Source organism: Nocardia sp. NPDC059691, from assembly GCF_042733915.1.
GTDB lineage: Bacteria > Actinomycetota > Actinomycetes > Mycobacteriales > Mycobacteriaceae > Nocardia > Nocardia sichangensis.
In genome coordinates this window covers 160,978-178,150 of record NZ_JBHWFB010000007.1, presented here as the reverse complement: position 1 = coordinate 178,150, position 17,173 = coordinate 160,978, and the positions used below count along the sequence as shown (strand labels likewise).

General features: G+C 68.7%; 17 protein-coding genes and 1 pseudogene. 6 read left to right on the top strand and 12 right to left on the bottom strand.

Annotation, left to right across the window (positions count from 1 at the left end; genetic code table 11):
• Positions 1 to 2 precede the first annotated feature (2 nt).
• Positions 3 to 719 (bottom strand): SDR family NAD(P)-dependent oxidoreductase, encoded by a 717-nt coding sequence (locus ACFV2O_RS17580; protein WP_379252694.1) that lies wholly within the window; start codon positions 717 to 719, stop codon positions 3 to 5.
• An 85-nt stretch (positions 720 to 804) separates the two neighbouring features.
• On the opposite strand from ACFV2O_RS17580, the gene ACFV2O_RS17575 reads away from it, so the two are divergent.
• Together ACFV2O_RS17575 and ACFV2O_RS17570 are read left to right on the top strand one after the other, a co-directional pair.
• Entirely contained in the window at positions 805 to 1,359 is a 555-nt protein-coding gene (locus ACFV2O_RS17575) for a helix-turn-helix domain-containing protein (RefSeq protein ID WP_356965396.1), read from the top strand.
• Between the two features lie 19 nt (positions 1,360 to 1,378).
• Positions 1,379 to 2,197 (top strand): alpha/beta fold hydrolase, encoded by an 819-nt coding sequence (locus ACFV2O_RS17570; protein WP_379252693.1) that lies wholly within the window; start codon positions 1,379 to 1,381, stop codon positions 2,195 to 2,197.
• A 73-nt stretch (positions 2,198 to 2,270) separates the two neighbouring features.
• On the opposite strand, the gene ACFV2O_RS17565 is transcribed toward ACFV2O_RS17570, so the two are convergent.
• Both ACFV2O_RS17565 and dapA read right to left on the bottom strand, forming a co-directional pair.
• Positions 2,271 to 3,809, bottom strand: a complete 1,539-nt coding sequence (locus tag ACFV2O_RS17565) for a DHA2 family efflux MFS transporter permease subunit (RefSeq protein ID WP_355076580.1) — start codon at positions 3,807 to 3,809, stop codon at positions 2,271 to 2,273.
• Positions 3,806 to 4,741 carry a 4-hydroxy-tetrahydrodipicolinate synthase gene (gene dapA, locus ACFV2O_RS17560; RefSeq protein WP_379252692.1) on the bottom strand — a complete coding sequence of 312 codons (936 nt, stop codon included), beginning with the start codon at positions 4,739 to 4,741 and terminating at the stop codon, positions 3,806 to 3,808. The genes ACFV2O_RS17565 and dapA overlap by 4 nt, the downstream gene beginning before the upstream one ends.
• Before the next feature lie 71 nt (positions 4,742 to 4,812).
• On the opposite strand from dapA, the gene ACFV2O_RS17555 reads away from it, so the two are divergent.
• A complete protein-coding gene (locus tag ACFV2O_RS17555) occupies positions 4,813 to 5,688 on the top strand; it encodes a LysR family transcriptional regulator (protein ID WP_379252690.1) in 876 nt (291 codons plus the stop codon).
• A gap of 4 nt (positions 5,689 to 5,692) precedes the next feature.
• Here the strand turns inward: ACFV2O_RS17555 and ACFV2O_RS17550 are convergent, their stop codons facing one another.
• Complete coding sequence (locus ACFV2O_RS17550) at positions 5,693 to 6,349, bottom strand: EthD domain-containing protein (RefSeq protein ID WP_379252689.1); 657 nt, start codon at positions 6,347 to 6,349, stop codon at positions 5,693 to 5,695.
• Positions 6,350 to 6,462: 113 nt separating this feature from the next.
• Between ACFV2O_RS17550 and ACFV2O_RS17545 the strand changes: the two genes are divergently transcribed.
• Complete coding sequence (locus tag ACFV2O_RS17545; protein ID WP_379252688.1) at positions 6,463 to 7,938, top strand: MFS transporter; 1,476 nt, start codon at positions 6,463 to 6,465, stop codon at positions 7,936 to 7,938.
• A gap of 467 nt (positions 7,939 to 8,405) precedes the next feature.
• On the opposite strand, the gene ACFV2O_RS17540 is transcribed toward ACFV2O_RS17545, so the two are convergent.
• Positions 8,406 to 8,564 (bottom strand): hypothetical protein, encoded by a 159-nt coding sequence (locus tag ACFV2O_RS17540; RefSeq protein WP_355076589.1) that lies wholly within the window; start codon positions 8,562 to 8,564, stop codon positions 8,406 to 8,408.
• 749 nt (positions 8,565 to 9,313) lie between these two features.
• Between ACFV2O_RS17540 and ACFV2O_RS17535 the strand changes: the two genes are divergently transcribed.
• Complete coding sequence (locus ACFV2O_RS17535) at positions 9,314 to 10,390, top strand: hypothetical protein (protein ID WP_379252687.1); 1,077 nt, start codon at positions 9,314 to 9,316, stop codon at positions 10,388 to 10,390.
• 9 nt (positions 10,391 to 10,399) lie between these two features.
• On the opposite strand, the gene ACFV2O_RS17530 is transcribed toward ACFV2O_RS17535, so the two are convergent.
• The 4 genes and pseudogenes from ACFV2O_RS17530 to ACFV2O_RS17515 form a co-directional block, all read right to left on the bottom strand.
• On the bottom strand, positions 10,400 to 11,086 hold the full coding sequence (locus tag ACFV2O_RS17530) for a PAS and ANTAR domain-containing protein (protein WP_379252686.1): 687 nt from the start codon (positions 11,084 to 11,086) through the stop codon (positions 10,400 to 10,402).
• A gap of 212 nt (positions 11,087 to 11,298) precedes the next feature.
• Complete coding sequence (locus ACFV2O_RS17525) at positions 11,299 to 11,550, bottom strand: S1 RNA-binding domain-containing protein (RefSeq protein WP_355076594.1); 252 nt, start codon at positions 11,548 to 11,550, stop codon at positions 11,299 to 11,301.
• Between the two features lie 230 nt (positions 11,551 to 11,780).
• Positions 11,781 to 13,373, bottom strand: a complete 1,593-nt coding sequence (locus ACFV2O_RS17520) for a carboxylesterase/lipase family protein (RefSeq protein ID WP_379252685.1) — start codon at positions 13,371 to 13,373, stop codon at positions 11,781 to 11,783.
• 625 nt (positions 13,374 to 13,998) lie between these two features.
• A pseudogene (locus tag ACFV2O_RS17515) lies at positions 13,999 to 14,259 on the bottom strand (aminotransferase class I/II-fold pyridoxal phosphate-dependent enzyme); the annotation flags it as partial.
• On the opposite strand from ACFV2O_RS17515, the gene ACFV2O_RS17510 reads away from it, so the two are divergent.
• Positions 14,231 to 14,401 (top strand): hypothetical protein, encoded by a 171-nt coding sequence (locus ACFV2O_RS17510; protein WP_379252859.1) that lies wholly within the window; start codon positions 14,231 to 14,233, stop codon positions 14,399 to 14,401. The pseudogene ACFV2O_RS17515 and the gene ACFV2O_RS17510 overlap by 29 nt on opposite strands.
• A 64-nt stretch (positions 14,402 to 14,465) precedes the next feature.
• Here the strand turns inward: ACFV2O_RS17510 and ACFV2O_RS17505 are convergent, their stop codons facing one another.
• The 3 genes from ACFV2O_RS17505 to ACFV2O_RS17495 all read right to left on the bottom strand — a co-directional run bounded on the left by ACFV2O_RS17505 (position 14,466) and on the right by ACFV2O_RS17495 (position 16,994).
• Entirely contained in the window at positions 14,466 to 14,816 is a 351-nt protein-coding gene (locus ACFV2O_RS17505; RefSeq protein ID WP_355076603.1) for a hypothetical protein, read from the bottom strand.
• A gap of 89 nt (positions 14,817 to 14,905) precedes the next feature.
• A complete protein-coding gene (locus ACFV2O_RS17500; RefSeq protein ID WP_379252684.1) occupies positions 14,906 to 15,346 on the bottom strand; it encodes a hypothetical protein in 441 nt (146 codons plus the stop codon).
• Positions 15,318 to 16,994: a S8 family serine peptidase gene (locus ACFV2O_RS17495; RefSeq protein ID WP_379252683.1), complete on the bottom strand. Its 1,677-nt coding sequence runs from the start codon at positions 16,992 to 16,994 to the stop codon at positions 15,318 to 15,320. The genes ACFV2O_RS17500 and ACFV2O_RS17495 overlap by 29 nt, the downstream gene beginning before the upstream one ends.
• Between the last annotated feature and the right edge of the window lie 179 nt (positions 16,995 to 17,173).

Genomic DNA, 17,173 nt, shown 5'->3' with positions numbered 1-17,173 from the left:
CGTCATACGCCGATGGCGTCGAAGATCGTTTCGGCGCGGTCGCGGGTGCGATACATGCCCCACGCGGTATCGGCCAAGTCGTCCGGATCGAGAGTGTGGCCGTCCGCGCTGCCGAAGCGCGCCGGGTCGGCGGTGACCATCGCGTGGATGTCCCCGCGCTCGACGAGTCCGCCGATGGTGAGCGTGCCCGCATAGAGACCGCGCTCGGCCAATGCCGCGTTCAAGGTGAGCGCGTAGTTGCGCAGTGCCGCCGCGGCGAGGGCGAGGTGGCCGAGCATGGGCATGGGGCGGACGCTGGAGAGCCCGCCGGCGAAAAGTAATGCGCCTTTCCCGCGATCGAGCATGCCCGGCAACACGTCGCTCACCACGTCGACCGCGGGCCACACCCACTCGAACGCCGATCGCGCCGTGGCCGCGTCGATGTCGGTGATCGGCACGGGCCGCTGCGTGGAACCGGGTCCGTAATAGACCATTCCGATCGGTCCCTCCTTGTGGATGTCGCCGAGTACCACGCCGAGCCGCGACCGGTCGGTGACGTCCGCGACGTGAGCGGTGGCGTGTACACCACGCTCCGCCAGGTCCGCGAGGTACCCGGCGTGCCGTGCATCGCTGCGCGAGATCAGCGCGACGCGGAACCCTTCCCGTCCGAAGCGCCGGGCCATCGACATCCCGAGGCCGGGGCCGACACCGACGATCACCGCTGTTCCCTGATCCGCCATGCGTTCTCCTTAATTTGAGGCCCCCCTCGATTTATCACCGTAGCACAGAATCTGAGGCATGCCTCAGGTTCGGTAGGATGATCGCGTGACCAAACCGCTGCGCCGGGACGCCGCTCGCAATCGCGACAATCTGCTGCGGGCAGCGGCCGAAGTGCTCACCGAGCAGGGCCTCGACGGCTCGCTGGAGGAGATCGCGCGGCGCGCCCGCGTCAGTATCGGGACGCTGTACAACCACTTCCCCACCCGCGACACCCTGATCGATGCCCTTCTGCCGCCCCGGCTGGCGGCGGTGGACGAGATCGCCGCCCGGGCGGCGGCCGAACCGGACGCGTGGACGGCGTTCACCGGATTCGTGGAAGACCTGCTCAACAGGCTCACCGCCGATCGCGGACTGCTCGAGGCGTTCACCGGGGATCATCCTGCGGCGGCTCAACTGGCGGAGGCCTGTCATCGCGGGATGTCGCACCTGTCGGCGGTGCTCGCGCGCGTCCGGGATGCCGGCGCGCTGCGCGCCGACGCGACCGACGAGGATGTCGTCAACTTGATGTGGGCGCTGTCGCTGCTCGGCGAGACCACCGGCTCGCCGTCGTGGCGGCGCGGCCTGGAGATCGTCTTCGACGGGCTTCGCGGCGATCGCTGAACGAAAGGATTTCGTAGAGGTGCCCTACGCAACGGCGGCCGACGGAGTTCGCCTCGCCTATCAAGTGGCGGGCACGGGCAGCGCGCTGGTCCTGCTCGCCGGTCAGGCCAACACCCACCACTGGTGGGACGGCATCCGCGCGGACTTCGAGACCGGGCACCGCACCATCACACTCGACTGGCGCGGCACCGGCGACAGCGACAAGCCCGACGAGGTGTACAGCACGCGGGGATTCGCCGACGACGTGGTCGCGGTACTCGACGACCTCGGCGTGCGGCGGGCCGCCGTCTACGGCACGTCCATGGGCGGGCGGGTGGCGCAGTGGCTGGCCGCGCGCCATCCGGACCGGGTGCACTCCCTGGTGCTCGGCTGCACTTCCCCCGGCGGCAAGCACGCATTCGAACGCGGTCCCGAGGTCAGGAGGTCGCTCGCGCAGCGTGACCCGGCCGCCGCGCGACAGGCTCTACTGGAACTGATGTACACCCCGGCCTGGCTGGCGAGCACGTCCGGCCCGTACAACACGCTCGGCGACCCGGCCATGCCGGTTTACGCGAAGCGCAGGCATCTGTACGCGAGCAACAAGCACGATGCGTGGGATGTTTTGCCGGACATACGGGTTCCCACCCTGGTGGTGCACGGCACGGAGGACCGCTTCAATCCCGTCGCGAACGCTCCCCTGCTGGTCGAGCGCATCCCCGACGCGCGACTACATCTGATCGAGGGCGCACGGCACGCGTATTTCGACGAATTCCGCTTGGTGGCGAGCCCGGCCGTCCTGGCGTTCCTCCGCGAGGCGCGGCGGCGGCCCACCGCAGGCCTTGCCCACGGCAAGAAATAGGGGCCGCGGCGGCATCCGCCCGGCCCCTACGGCGGTAGGTCCCGGGATCGGCAGGCGATCCCGGGACCTACCGCTAGGCGTGCACCACTGTCGCCGCGTCGGCCCCCTGCGGGTTCTTCGGCTTGGTCCGCGGCAGGAAGGACGCCGGGATCAAGGTGAGCACGATCAGCACCAGCGCCACCACATAGGTGTGGCTGAACGCCTCCGCGGCCTGCTGCAGACCGGTTTCGACGGCGCCCGGCGGAAGCTGGCTCGCCAAGCTGGGATCGAAGTTGGCCGCGATCGCCGGGCGCGCCAGCGGCTGGTTGTTCAGCAGGTTGGTCAGCACCACCGACATCGTCGCCGTGCCGATGGAGCCCGCGGTCTGGTTGACGATGTTCATCAGCGTCGACCCGCGCGCCACCTGCTGGTGGGTGAGGGTCTGGATCGCCGCGGTCATGATCGGCATCATGGTGCAGCCCATGCCGAGGCCCATCACGAACAGCGCGCCGATCATGGGGAGATACGAGCTGTCCGCGTCGAGCTGGACGAAGTAGGCCGTCCCGATCGAGATCAGCGTGATACCGACCAGCACGATCTTGCCCGGGCCGATCTTGTCCACGAAACGGCCCGCGATCGGCATGCTGAGCATCGCGCCGATGCCCTGCGGCGCGATCAGCAGACCGGCTTGCAGCGCCGACTCACCGCGCACCTGTTGCAAATAGGTCGGCAGCAGCAGACCCGCTCCGAAGAACGCGATGGCGAACAGCACCATCGTGAGCACCGCGAAGGTGAGCGCGCGGTTGCGGAACAGGTGCAGATCGATCAGCGGGTGCTCGGTGCGCAGCGCGTGGAACACGAACGCGACCATCAGCACCGCGCCGATGGCGGCCGGGATCAGCACCCGCGCCGCGAGCACCGTCCCCTGCTCCGGGATGGAGGAGACGCCGAACAGGAACAGCGCAAGGCCGGGCGAGGCCAGCAGCATGCCGATGAAGTCGAACGACTCGGACGGCTCCGGCTTGTCGCTTGGCAGCACGATGAACGCCAGCGTCAAGGCGATCACGCCGATCGGCAGGTTGATCAGGAAGATCCAGTGCCAGCTGAAGTTCTCGATCAGCCAGCCACCCAGGATCGGGCCGCCGATCGGGCCGAGCAGCATCGGCACGCCGAGCACCGCCATCACCCGGCCGACCCGCTGCGGACCGGCCGCATGGGTCATGATCGTCATGCCGAGCGGCATCAGCATGCCGCCGCCGAGGCCCTGGATCACGCGGAACGCGATCAGCGATTCGATGTTCCACGCCGTGCTGCACAGCAGTGAGCCGAGCACGAAGAAGGTCAGCGCCATGATGTACAGCCGCTTGGTGCCGAAGCGGTCGGCCGCCCATCCGGTCAGCGGGATCACGGTGGCCAGCGCCAGCGTGTACCCGGTCATCGTCCACGCCGCGATGGCGTAGCTCGTGTCGAACTCGCGCTGGAAGGTCGGGATCGCGACGCTGACGACGGTGATGTCGAGAATCGACATGATCGCGCCGAGCACCACGACGCCGGCGACCTTGAAGACGGCCGCGTCGAGTTTGTCGGTGGCCGGGTCGGGCCCAGCCGCCTGGGTATCCGGAGGTTGTGTCACCGCTTAAGCGTGGCACCTTCACGGCCGCAATACCAGTCATTACGGGTTCCCGTTGCCGGAAATTCCGCCAGCGCGACCAAGGCGGCCCGAGTCGCTGCCTCGCTCGCGGGCAGCAGAGGCAACCGTACCGCAGGGCTCGGTATGCGGCCTTGCGCCGCGAGCACCGCTTTGATCACCGCGGGGTTGGGTTCGGCGAACAACGCGGCCGACAATACCGCGAGCCGGTGACCGAGCGTCCGCGCCACATCGACCGGACCGGAGCGCCACGCGGCGACCATCGCCGCGAACGACGAAGTGTGCACGGCGGCCGAGGCCGCGATCGCGCCGGACGCGCCGAGGGCCAGCAGGGGCGCGGCGAACAGGTCGTCGCCGGCCAGTACGGCGAAGTCGGCGGGCCGGGCGGCCATCAGCGTGACGGTGGCGTCGTCGACGGCGCCGACGGCATGCTTCAGGCCGATGACGTTGGGCAGGTCGGCCAGCGCGAGGAGTGTCGCGGTCCCCAGGGAGAGTCCGGTCCGGTAGGGGATGTGGTAGATGATCAGCGGCGCGGGAGAGGCCGCCGCGAGTTCGCGGAAATGCGCGAGCACGCCCGCCTCGGAAGGGCGCGTGTAATACGGGACCACGGTGAGCGCCGCGGTGGCGCGCGGATCCAGACCGGCGAGGGCTTCGACGGAGGCCGCCGTCGAGTTCGATCCGGCGCCGACGATCAACGGCGCGTCGCGTTCCCGGCACACGCGCGCGCAGACGGCGATCACTTCCGCGCGCTCGGCGGCGGTCAGAGTCGCGGGCTCCCCGGTGGTGCCGAGCGCGACCAGGCCGGTCGCGCCGTCGTCGAGGACTTGGCGGGCGAGCCGCTCCAGCGCGTCCGCGGCGAGTGCGCCGTCGGCCGTGAACGGGGTGACCAGAGGAACGAAAAGACCTGCGAGCGTCATGACGATCAGCCTCGCCGCTGGAATTCATCAGATCCAGTTCACGTTTCTGTCGCAGACCATAAGCTGAACTTATGCTCGACGTCCGCAAACTCCGCCTACTGCGGGAACTGTCGCACCGCGAGACCATCGCGGCGGTCGCGGAGGCCCTCGCTTACACCCCTTCGGCGGTCTCCCAGCAACTCGCCGCACTGGAACGGGAAGCGGGCGTGCCACTGTTGACGCGGACGGGCAGGCGGGTGACGCTGACCCCGGCGGCCGTGGCGCTCGTCGGGCACACCGAGCGGATACTCGCGGTGCTCGAGCAGGCCACCGCCGAACTGGCCACGATCCGCACCGAACTCACCGGAACCTTGCGCATCGGCGCGTTTCCGACCGCGGTGCGGACCATCCTTTCCCCCGCGCTCGTCGCGCTGAGCAGCGCGCATCCCCGGCTGGAATTGCGTGTGACCGAACTGGACCCGGCGCTGGCGCCCGACGCGCTGCGCGCCGAGACGCTGGACGTCGCGCTGATCCAGGAGTACGACTACGCTCCGGTCCCCGCCGATCCCGCGTTGCACAGCGAGCCGTTGTTCGAGGAGATCGTCCATCTCGCCGCGCGCACCGCCGAACCGCTCGCCGCGCATCGCGAAAGCGCTTGGATCGCAAGCACTCCCGGCACAATGTGCCACACCATGACGATGCGTGCCTGCGAGGCGGCGGGCTTCACGCCCAGGATCCGGCATCACGCCGACGACTTCGGCACGGTCCTCGCGCTCGTGGCCGCGGGTCAGGGTGTCGCGCTGGTCCCGGAATTCGGTACGCGGGATTGCCCGCCGGGCGTCATCCTCGGCGCGCTGCCGATGCGACGGCGCACGCACCTCGCCTACCGGCGCGGCACGGGCGACCATCCGGCCGTGCGCGCCGCACGCGTCGCGCTGCGCGAATCGGCGGGGCGCTCCGGCCGCTGAACCCTCAGCGCAGCCGATATCGGCTGGTGGGCACGACATCCAAGTTCCGGTCACCGCCGAAGGTCGCGACGCTGGCCATCAGCCGATCGATGCGGCGCGCCAGCTCCGCTCCGTCACCGCCGCTGCCGTAGAAGGCGTGCGGATCGGTGAGCGCCGCGAGCGGGAAGAGCTCCTCCACGATCCCGGCGATGTCCGGCGCACCGGCCGTCGCGGGCCCGGTCACGACGTTCTGCACGTAGCCGAAGGTCGCCTGGGTCTCGATGGCGACGGCGGTGTGCTGGTTGCGCCAGCGATCCAGCCACTCGGCATGCGACAGGTCGTCCGGTTTACGCAAGAAGGCGAAGTTCGACAGGCCCGGCGCACGCTCGAGCACCGCGGTGACCGGCGGGGGAATCGGCGTCACCTCCTCGACATGCCAGCCTTCCACCCGCTCGGCCACGGTGCTCAGCACCCGCGCGGCCGCCTCCGCCTGCGGCACGTCCGCCCACCAGACGCTGACGACGGCTCGCACCGGCGCGTCGAACGACGTGATGCGCAGCATCGCCGTCTCGACCGCCGCGTCGGAGATGTTCGCCTGCGCCGCGGCGGCCCCGGTCAGGAGCGGCGCGAAGTCCGCCGCGAGCAGGTCACCGACGCCCCACAGCGCAAAGATGGTCTTCATCGACAGGCCACTTTCTAGAACACGTTTCACTCGTGTTCGAGCCTAACGCACCCGCGCGGTTGGCCGCTCGGGCTCGGGGTATCCGATCCGCAGGCTTGCGAAGGTGGTGATCCGTGCGGACCATATCGACCGACATACCGGCCAGGCTGGATCGTCTGCCCTGGTCTCGGTGGCATTGGATGATCGTGATCGGGCTCGGGTCCGTCTGGATCCTCGACGGTCTCGAAGTGACCGTCGTCGGCAGCGTGGCCGCGCGGCTTTCGGAACCGGGCAGCGGCCTGACCATCACGGCCGCACAGGTTTCCGGCGTCGCGGCGGCGATGTACGTCGCGGGCGCGGGCTCGGGCGCTCTCTTCTTCGGTTGGCTGACCGACAGGTTCGGCCGCAAGAAGCTGTTCCTGATCACGCTCGCGATCTACCTCTTCGCGACCGCCATGACGGCGTTGTCGTTCTCGATGTGGTGGTTCGTCTTGTTCCGCTTCCTCACCGGCTTCGGCATCGGCGGCGAATACGCGGCGATCAACTCCGCGATCGACGAGCTGATCCCCAAGCAGTACCGCGGACGCATCGACATCGTCATCAACGGCACCTATTGGCTCGGCGCGGTCGGCGGCGCGTTGCTGTCCATCGTCGCATTGAACACGAATCTGTTCCCGCCGAATGTGGGCTGGCGCTTGACCTTCGCGCTCGGCGCCGTGTTCGGCCTGATCATCCTGCTGGTGCGCAGACATGTGCCGGAAAGTCCGCGCTGGCAGTTCATCCACGGTCACGAAGACGACGCGGAACGCTCGGTCACCGCGATCGAGGCGCGCGTCCGGGACGACACGGGCGCCTCGCTCGCCGACGTCTCCGATCACCGGATCCGGATTCGGCAGCGGCGCAGCATCTCCTTCCGGGAGATCGCGGCGGTGATGGTGCGGCACTATCCGCGGCGCAGCGTGCTCGGGTTGTCGCTGTTCATCGGGCAGGCGTTCCTCTACAACGCCGTCACGTTCAACTACGCGCTCATCCTGTCCAGATCGTTCGGCATTCCGGACGACCGGGTCGGCTATTACTTCGCGGTCCTCTGCTTCGGCAACTTCCTCGGCCCGTTGCTGTTGGGCAAGTTCTTCGACACGATCGGGCGCAAGCCCATGATCGCGGGCAGCTACCTCGGCTCGGCCGTGCTGCTGCTGGGCACGGCATGGCTTTTCGCGGCGGGCCACCTGAACGCGACCACGCTCACCGCCTGCTGGACCGCGGTGCTGTTCGTCGCGTCGTGCGGCGCCAGCGCGGCGTATCTGACCGTCAGCGAGATCTTCCCGATGGAGACCCGCGCCATGGCCATCGCCTTCTTCTACGCGATCGGTACCGTCGCGGGCGGCGTCGCGGGACCGTTGGTGTTCGCCGGGCTGACCGCGGACGGCGAGCCGGGGAAGACGGCCCTGGCGTTCACCATCGGCGCGCTCGCCATGTTCGCGGCCGGTCTGGTGGAACTGGCCTATGGGGTGCGTGCGGAAGGGCGGTCGCTGGAGGATTTGGCCGAGCCGCTCAGCGCGACACCCGAGCGGGCGCGCGTCGAGGCCGGCCAGCCGCCGCCGAGCGGATAGGGACGACACCGCGGATCGTCGCTGGCGATCCCCCCGCCGCAAACCCATTACGGCACTTGGCCACAAACGCCACCCGCGCGGCGGCGGAAACGGCGTGACGACCACGCAGAACGCAGGCCGGACCTGCCCCGGAATTCGCGGGGCGGTCATGGATGGGACGAGTCGCTACATCCTCGCAAGTCGAGCCGAACTCGGAGCGAGTCTTCGATTTCGAACTCCGCGAAATGTGAATGTCATGTAAACGCGCGGGGTTTTCGGTGAACTCGCTCCCGGCCCACTGTTCACGCAACGAACGACATTCCTCATCGCCCTGTGCGCGCGGCGCTTTCGGCTATGCCGCGGAAAACACTTGCACACATTCGGGCGAAGTCGCAGAACAACTCACTGCCCGCAATTACGCGCCGAGGGCCGGCCCGCGGCGGCCGGCCTTCTGCACGTCGCGGCGAAACCGACGAGCCCGCGGCTCGTCAGTTGTGCCGCGGGTCGGCGGCCGAGGCGTGTGGCCGGGTGATCCGGCGATGCGCCATGACTTCGGCCCACCAACTGCTCAGCGGGCTCGGGTCGGGCCATACGATCCGATCTCGTTCTTCGTCGTCCGCGACGGGCGCTTCGGGTTTCTCGATCACGATGACGTTCCTCTGCGCTGGTGCACGTAGCCGTACACATACTTGCGGAGAGCCCTCGTGTCCGTGCGCGCCGGTAGTTTCGCGACAGAGCGCGTCGAATCGGCTGAACGTCGAGCAGCGCGGGTTCCTCGCCCCTTTTATCGGATGACCGCGCTGTCGATCCGATACACCCCACATTTACCACAGCCGACGTGAAACAAACCGCTCTTTTCGGTTTACGATCTGGACACCAAGCGGTCGCTTGTTTACATTTTTCGGCGCTGAACAGTGGAAATAGCGGGTTCGACCGGGTTTCTTACACGAAACCGAAAAAGCACCGGGTGGTGAAACACACGCGGCCAACTCGTCGCCTTCACCCACGGCCGCCGCGCTGACAGTGATCGGCCTCGGCCGCGTGTACGCGACTCCGGAACGCGGCGCGGTAGCGGCGGCGGTTGCTCCGGTCGGAGCCGCGGAGCTTTCCCCGCATCGTCACACCCGACCACGAAGCCCGGAAGGCTTCGTAAATTCCTCGGCTACAACTCGTGTGGCAGCGCGCTCCCACACGAACGCGCCGCGCCCGAGCACCTGCGTTCGCTGATTCGGCTCGACACGCCCGGGTACCCGCCGATTGTGGTGCACCGAACCGAAGCCGTCGGCACACACGAGGAAGTCACCTGGCGCCGAGCGGCACGGACCGAGTGGTCGCCGATGGTTTCCGACGACCACCGGCACGGACCTTCGCGGCCAGGGATGCCCAGGTGATACCGATGGCCGACCTCCGCCGCATAATCCATAAGCACGGGCCCTTCGTATCGGTCTGCTTCGACAGTTCCCACGACACCGAGGACGCGGCGCGCGGCACCGAACTGCGCTGGCGTTCGATCGACGCCGAACTGGACCGCAGCGGAGCCCGGCCGCGCATCCGCAGGCTGCTCGCCCAGGCGATCGAACTGCACCCACCTGCGCGGGGGCGATGCGGCAGGCTGCTCATCGCCGACGAGACCGAGGTGCTCGCCGACGAACGTCTACCGAGCCCGCCCGACATCGAGACCGTCCGGGTGTCGCCCCTGCCCTACCTGCTGCCGCTGATCGAGGCGCAGGCGGAGAAAGTACCGCATGTCGTCGCCCTCGTGGGCCGAGTGGGCTCGGAGTTGTACGGACTCGACGGCCACGGCAGCGAAACGAGGCACACCCTCCGCAGCGCCGGCCATCCGGTGCTCGAGCCTCGGCGCGACGACTGGTCGCACCGCACGATCCGGCAGCGGATCGAGGACACGGCGCGACGCGACGTCCGCGAGTTCGCGGGCGAGCTGGACCGGCTCGCCGATACCGTGCGCGCGGAGGTCGTCGTGCTCGCCGGGGAAGCCTTGGCACGTGCGGAACTTCGGGCGGTGTTCGATGCGAAGGGCAGGGACGTCATCGACGCCGAAACCGGCACGCTGACACCGGGTTCGGACCCCGATGCGCTCGACGCCGAGGTCCGCGAGATTCTGCACCGGGTGGCGGCGCGGCGGCGCCGCCGGGTCCTCGAGCGCTTCGCCGCCGAGATCGAGCGCCCGGACGGCTTGGCGGTGGCCGGACTGGCCGCGACCACCAGCGTGCTGCGCGCCGCCACCGTGGAGCGGCTACTGCTCGATCGCGGGGCGCTTGGCGACCGATTGGTGCTGGCCGGGTCCGCCCCGAACCCCCTGATCGGCCCGGCCACGAACGGCTCGGCCGGTGAGATGCGCCGCGCCGACGAGGCGCTGCCGGTGGCCGCTCTGGCGATCGGGGCCGAGATCGTCCTTGTCGACGCCGTGGCAGCCCTGCACGACGGGGTCGGCGCCGTGCTGCGCGACCACTAGGACCGCTCCCTACGACTTCGGGATGCGCTCGTGCAAGGTGAGCAGCATGTGGTCGAAGGCGGTCTGCACCCCGGGCGGAGCCGGGGGCAGCCGGTCGATTTCGGCGATTAGCTGGGCGGCGAGGTCGCGCAGCTTGACGTTGGTCTCCTGCGAGCGCCACTGCAACACGTGAAATGCCTGGTCGGCGTTGATCCGGTAGACCCGCATCAGCACGCCTTTGGCCTGCTCGATCAGCGCGCGCGCTTCGACGAGTCGCGGCAGCGTGTCGTCGAGCAGATCCTGGCGGTCCTCGGCGATGGTGGCCGTCAGGTCGACGTAGTAGCCCGCGGTGCCGACCACGGTGCCGTTCTTGTCGGTCATGGTGTCGCCCAGTACGAGCACATGGTGCGGCACACCCGCGGTGTCGATGATGCGATGACGGCTGCAGAACGGTTGGGCGTTGCGCACCGACTTCTCGATCGCCTCCGCGACGTGATCCCGGTCCTCGGGGTGCTTGTGCGCGAGCAGCAACTCGGTCGTCGGCGTCACCGCGTCGGGTCCGTAGCCGTGCATCGCGGCGACCTCGTCCGACCACTCCCAGTGCTGGTCGGCGAACCAGAACCGGAAGCTTCCCGTGGCTTGCGGGATCCCCGCACCGACTACCCGGGCTATGGTGCCTTCGGCCGTGTCCACGGTTGAGTCGCCCGATTCGTTCATCGCGTAAGTATGCTCCTACCTGCAGCGTCTCACCTGATCCCGGCGATCGAAGCGGACTTCGACCGCACACCGCACGCGGTGACAACATCATCTTATTCCCGGCGAAGCATGGCCGGCCGGACGATTCGCCGCGAGCCCGTCGCCATGGCCGGGATAGTCTTGGGGTCGTGCCGGGGCAGGTGGAGTCTGCCCCGGCACGCCCGTGCCGAGCCTTATTCAGCGTGCGCCAGAGCGACCCGCTGCCTCTCGGTATCGATATCGAGGATGCGCACCGTCAGAGTGGCACCGACCTGCGGTTCGGTGGACCACTCGGTGCGGTGCAGCAATCCGTGAATTCCTGGAGCGACCTCCAGGAACGCGCCGAACGGCGCGATCTGCACGACAGTGGCCTCCAGCACTCCGCCCCGAGCGTGTGCGGCGACGAAGTCCGGCCATCCGCGCTGCGGTGATTCCGAATGGGACATGTGTTTCACCTCCTTCCGGCGTCCCTGTAGTGACATGGGATTCGCGAAGAAGGCGGCGGGCCCCTGGCCCGCCTGATGATCACAGCGCGGCCGGGTAACCGTTCTGTGTGCGGCGTGTCGCCGACCCGGCAGTCATGGCGACGACCATAACCCAGCACGACGCGGCACGGCAAGATCAAGAACCGGAGAACAACGAAAAGCACAGTCCATCACGGACTTTGGGCGATGGATCAGCGGTCGATTTCCGCCCAGAACGCGCAGTCGTGCCTGGCGGCGAAATCGTCCGTCATCACGCTGCCGGTCGCCCGCATGAGCAGAGCGGATCCATCGGGGCCGTTTCCCGTCGACGCAGGCCAGGGCTGCCATTCGGGGGAACCCGGCGCGTTCGGGTCACCGGTGTGGGCGAAGGTGGTCCACCATCGCTGCATCTGCGCGGCGAAAGCGGCGGACGCGCCGGTCCAAGGAATCGGCACGCCCATGAATCTGGTCAACAGATAGTAGAGCTCGGCGGAGTGAAAGGCGCCGGGCAGAACCGGATTGGCGGCACCGAGCGGCGCCTGATCGAATTCGTACTGCCACAGTGGATGTCCGGCATCGCGCGCCGTTCGGCTGGTGGACATGGTGGGACAGGCGAGCTCGCTGTCGGTGATCACCGCGACCTGGGCTGCTGCCGGTGACGGGAATCGGTCCAGCGGATATCGGGCCAGGACGCGGTCCGCGTCGGCGCCGAAGGACCGGCGCACGAAACGCTCGTAGCTCGCCGCGTCCGGGATGTGGCCGCGGGCATAGTCGGTTTCGGCGACGATCAACGCACCTTCCGCGGTGGTGGTCCCGATGAGGATCGGCGCTTTCCTCGGATCCCCCACCAGGCCCTCGTCGAGTGTCCGAGTGATGACGACGCCGTCGATGGCGGGAAACCAAATGGGATTCTCCCCCTCGGATCGGGCGATCGGCGAGTCCAGGAGTCTCGATACGGGCAGTGCGCGCAGGCAGGCCAGCCGGGTCGCCGCGTCGCCGCATCCGACGCTGTCCGCATAGCGCTGCGAGCGCGCGAAAGCGTCGGCACGATCGCTCGGTGCCAGGGGCGCTTGGGCACAGGGACCGCTCTGGATGATCGCCTTGGCGAACAGGGCGTCGGAGCCGGGTGCGGCGAAGTGGGTGCAGACACTGACGGCGCCGGCCGACTCCCCGAAGATCGTGATGTTGTCCGGATCGCCGCCGAAGACGTGGGCGTTGTCGCGCAACCAGCGCAGCGCGGCTTGCTGATCCTGGATGGCGACCGTACCGGTGGCGCCGCCGGATTCGGCCGCGAGTTCGGGCAGTGCCAGGAAGCCGAACGGTCCGAGGCGGTAGTTGGGGATGGCCACGACGACGTCGCCATCCGCGGCCATCCGGGTGGGACCGTCGTATTCGGTGTTGGAGCCGTCGAGATATCCGCCACCATGGAAGAACACCATGATCGGCCGCGCGCGGTCGCGGTCGCCGTCCGGCGCGTAGACATCGATGGTCAGGCAATCTTCGCCGGTAGGCGCGAGCGACGGTATGCCGGGCAGGTATCCCGTCTGCGGACACTGCGGCCCGTGGTCGCGCGCAGGGCGCACGCCGGGCCACGGCGACACGGGGCGCGGCGGCGCGAATCGCGCTTCGCCACCGGTGGGCGCGGCGAACGGGATGCCGAAGTATTCGGTGATCCCGTCGACGGCGCGGCCGGAGATCGCGCCGCCGGTCACCACCACATCCAGCGGCGGCGACGCGACCACGGGCGCCGGAGCACCCGCGAACCACGTACCGGCGGCGACCGTCAGAGCGGTCGCGGTTCGCACGATCGAGCGAATCATGGCTGTGCCCTACCTCCGATGCGAGCGCTACGGTCGGCGGCGAGGCAGGCGGCCTCGTCCACCGCGGTAGCCGGCATCGATCGGCTCGGCGTGCGCCCTCGGATCAGGAGTCGACCGGACGCACGCGGCGGGAACCGAATCGCCGCTCGAACCCTTCACCTGGCAGTCACACGTGTACGGCGCCCGTGGACCCTCCTGGCCGACTGCGTCGACGGCGTTCGAACAACACCCGACGCCGTGCCCGGCCCTCATCGTCCATCCAACCCGCGGAAAGTCGCCGTTACCGATTGAGCTGCGGCAATGGCACGCGGCTGATGCTACAGCGGTCCGGTGCGCGTCGCGGTACAGACGCAGCCGTTCCGGTCGCCGCGGACCGGTGGCCACCGTCGGTACGCGTGCGACCGGCGACAGCCGAGTCGCGCGTCAGCTGTCGGCGAGCAACGCGAGTTCCTCGGCAAGAATCTCGATCGTGTCGCGGATCTGGTCTTCGGTGTGGCAGGCGGTGACGAAGAACCGCAGGCGCGCCAGATTCTCCGGCACCGCCGGGTACAGGATCGGGTTGACGTTGACGCCGCGGCGCAGCAGCGCGTTCGACAGTTTCAGCGTCTTCAGCCGGCAGGTCCGGAATGTCGCCGTCCTGGCTGTAGACGCCTTCGATCAGGATCAGCACCCACCGGTACCGGCCGCGGATCTCGGTCAGCAGTTCGTCGAGGGCGGCGTGGTCGTTGTGCGGGAACGGGCGGCGGGTCGCGCCCGACAGCTTGCAGCCCTGCACGATGCTGTCGTGCGCGAGGCTGTCGTGGATCACCAGGTCCTCCGCGCCGACCAGGTGCCCGAGGATCGTGACGTTCGTGGAGTGGCCGCCGACCAACGCGCTGCTGCCGAACCGCCCACTACGCCGCACAATCGACATCAACCCCGCACCCGACCCGATGCGAGCCGAGGCTCGCACGGAGGCGGGACACGCGAGTGCCGCACAGCAGGACGCCAAACAACCGGCTCTGCTGGACTGAGTCGCGGATACGGGGTAGAGCTCCGAAGCCTTCGGGGCTCTACGCGTCTGTCACCAGTGCCGACTCAGCAGGGCGGACGCTCGGCGGAGCGCAAATCGACGGTCGTCGCCGAGGTCAGGGCGACGGCCAGGCAGCGCAACTCCCCTGGTATCAGTATCGATCGGATCGCGCCCTGGAAACACTCGAGCATCGCGCCGTCGGACCACCGCACGTCGTAGCGGTACCAGCACCGACCCGCGCCGCCGGCGCGCTGGACGTCCCGCTCGACCCGCACGGCCAGTTCGGCGAGCGCCGCGCGAACCTGACCGGGCGCGCCGGTGCTGGCGATCTTCCACCACGGCCGATTGAAGTAACCTGGCTCGGAGATCTCGACCAGGTAGAGCAACGGCATCCCCACGACGTCGGAGGCGGTCATACCGCTCAGACTGCCGCAAAACGGACTGGACAGATGGGTGAAACGCCGGGCGTCATCAATGCGAGACCTACCGCCCGGCGCTGACCGCGTCAGGAGCCGACGCGGTCGAGCAACCAGCGTGGACCGACCGCATCCGCGCCGTGAACCGCCACGCGGTCACGCAGTCCCCGGTCCGCCGTCACCACGGTGATCGGACGGCGGCCGTCCTGCGCACGAGCCGCGGCCACCACACCGACGATGGCGTCGTCGCCCGAACCGTCAGCCCGCACCACCCGCACGCCGCCGACCTCCGGGTCCGCCGCATCGACCGCGGTCTTCGCCGCTCCCTCGAGCACCACGATCACCTCGGTGCGTTCCGCCAGACGTCCCGGCAGTCCGGTCATCCGCTCGAGCAGTCGCCGAGCGGCACCGGGGCGGTCGCGCCACCATCCGTCGGGTCGTGAACCGATGACATTCGCGGCGTCCACCACGATCAACCGAACGCCCTCCGCCGTCACCCCCTCAGTCTCCTCCCACGGTGAGCACCGCATCGGCGGCGGATTCGGCTCCCTCGGGCCGCGCCGCTCGCACCGCGGCGAGGGCGTTGATCCTGCCGTACCCGTACTTGTCGCTGTGGCCGTCGGACCCGTAGCCGCCACCCTGCGGATCGATCTTGTCGCAGGCGCCTTTCAGCAGGTTCTTCACCTCGTCCCAGGACAGCCCGGGATTCACCGACAGCATCAGGGCGACTGTCCCGGCTGCTCCCGGGCAAGCGCTGGACGTACCACCGAAGTCGTTGGTGTAGTCGCCCGCCGCGTCGCCCGACGCCGTCGTGCCGGGGTTGTAGCCGTCGGCACCGTGCCGGTCCACCGTCCAGATTCCGGGCGTGAGCGGGGCGGGATGCCCGAACGGGCGGTGCCCGATGTCGCTGCTGGGGAACGCACACCACACCGCTTTGCCGAAATCGCTGTACACGCTGCGCTTACCTGTGTCGTTGCAGGCCGCGACGGCGATGACCTTCGCGAAACCGGCATAGCCGTCGTTGTCCACGGACTCGTTGCCGTTGCCCGCCGCGAACAGCACCACACAGCCCTTGCCGCCGCGTCCGCTGGTGACGGCGTGCTCGATTGCCAGCCTGGTGCTCGCAGGCAGCGCCACGACACGGTTGTGCGCCGGATCGCCCGGCTGGAACCATGCGCCGTCGGCCGGGCCCCAGCTGCACGAGATGACGTCCGCGCCGTGGTCGGCGGCCCACTGAAAGGCGTCCGCCTCGGCCTGCGAACCGAGCCCGGAGGCGAGCCGGATCGGCATCAGCCGGGCTTCCGGCGCTACTCCGGATGCTCCGGCCGTGCCGTTGGCGCAGGCCACGCCCGCGCACGCGGTGCCGTGATTGTCACCGTTGTCGGGGCCGGTTCCGAAACTGTCCTTCGGGCGCGGATCGCCGGTCTTCGCCGTGACGTCCCGTGGCGCGACGATCTTGGCGGCACCGGCGAATTCGGGATGGTCGATGTCGATGCCGTCATCGATGATCGCGATCGTCACCCCGGCCCCTCGGGTGATCGCGTGGGCGGCTTCCACTCCGGCATGCGCGTCGACCGTGACACCGCCGATGGTGGTCTTCTTCAGATGCCACTGCTGGGGAAAGATGGTCTTCTTGGCGCGGCTGCGGATCAGCTCGGGATGGCAGTACTCGACGTCGTCGCGATTCAGCAGCGCGGCGGCGATGTCGAACACCTGTTGGCCGGTGCCCTCCGTTGCCGCCGTGAAGTACGCATTGTTCGCGTACGAAACCTCTTGCTTCACAGTAAGATTCGCAGCTGCGAGCACAGCGAGACAATGCTCCCGATCGACGCGGTCGACGAACTTCACGAAGATGTTCTCCGTATAGAGCACCGGTTCCCCGGTGCCCGGATCCACCAGGACGTGCCCGGCGAACCGCACCTCCGGCGCGGCGTCGAGCACCGGCTTGCGCTGCTCCACCGATCTCGATCCCGCGGGCAGCCGGTAGACCTCCACCCCCGCCTCCGGGTAGGCCTGCACCAGTGTCGCGTCGTCGAGTTCGGCGCCGAGCGGGGTGCGCACCGACCCCGATTGCCGCCGGATCCCGCGACCGCTGTGCGTGCGCACCACGATCAAATCGGGACTCTGCGCCAGCTCGAAACCAGGATCGTCCTTCGTACCGAAATTCGCCGTGGGCACCATGATCTCCTTCGCCGTGGGGACCGAAGCACCAACTATGAACCAAAACTCCGGCCACCGCGGAAACACGGAGTAGAGCGACACTCTCGTGTCGGCGGCTCCCGCCTCGGCAGACCCCATGGAACCCGCAGGTCTCGCGCCCGGGACTTCTCGCCGTGGATCCGGACCGGTACGCGAAT

Excerpts from the sequence above, each read along its gene's own strand:
- ACFV2O_RS17580 (WP_379252694.1), bottom strand. The coding sequence starts at position 719 with ATGGCGGATCAGGGAACAGCGGTGATCGTCGGTGTCGGCCCCGGCCTC.
- dapA (WP_379252692.1), bottom strand. The coding sequence starts at position 4,741 with ATGACGCTCGCAGGTCTTTTCGTTCCTCTGGTCACCCCGTTCACGGCC.
- ACFV2O_RS17555 (WP_379252690.1), top strand. The coding sequence starts at position 4,813 with ATGCTCGACGTCCGCAAACTCCGCCTACTGCGGGAACTGTCGCACCGC.
- ACFV2O_RS17550 (WP_379252689.1), bottom strand. The coding sequence starts at position 6,349 with ATGAAGACCATCTTTGCGCTGTGGGGCGTCGGTGACCTGCTCGCGGCG.
- ACFV2O_RS17535 (WP_379252687.1), top strand. The coding sequence starts at position 9,314 with ATGGCCGACCTCCGCCGCATAATCCATAAGCACGGGCCCTTCGTATCG.
- ACFV2O_RS17530 (WP_379252686.1), bottom strand. The coding sequence starts at position 11,086 with ATGAACGAATCGGGCGACTCAACCGTGGACACGGCCGAAGGCACCATA.
- ACFV2O_RS17525 (WP_355076594.1), bottom strand. The coding sequence starts at position 11,550 with ATGTCCCATTCGGAATCACCGCAGCGCGGATGGCCGGACTTCGTCGCC.
- ACFV2O_RS17505 (WP_355076603.1), bottom strand. The coding sequence starts at position 14,816 with ATGACCGCCTCCGACGTCGTGGGGATGCCGTTGCTCTACCTGGTCGAG.
- ACFV2O_RS17500 (WP_379252684.1), bottom strand. The coding sequence starts at position 15,346 with ATGCGGTGCTCACCGTGGGAGGAGACTGAGGGGGTGACGGCGGAGGGC.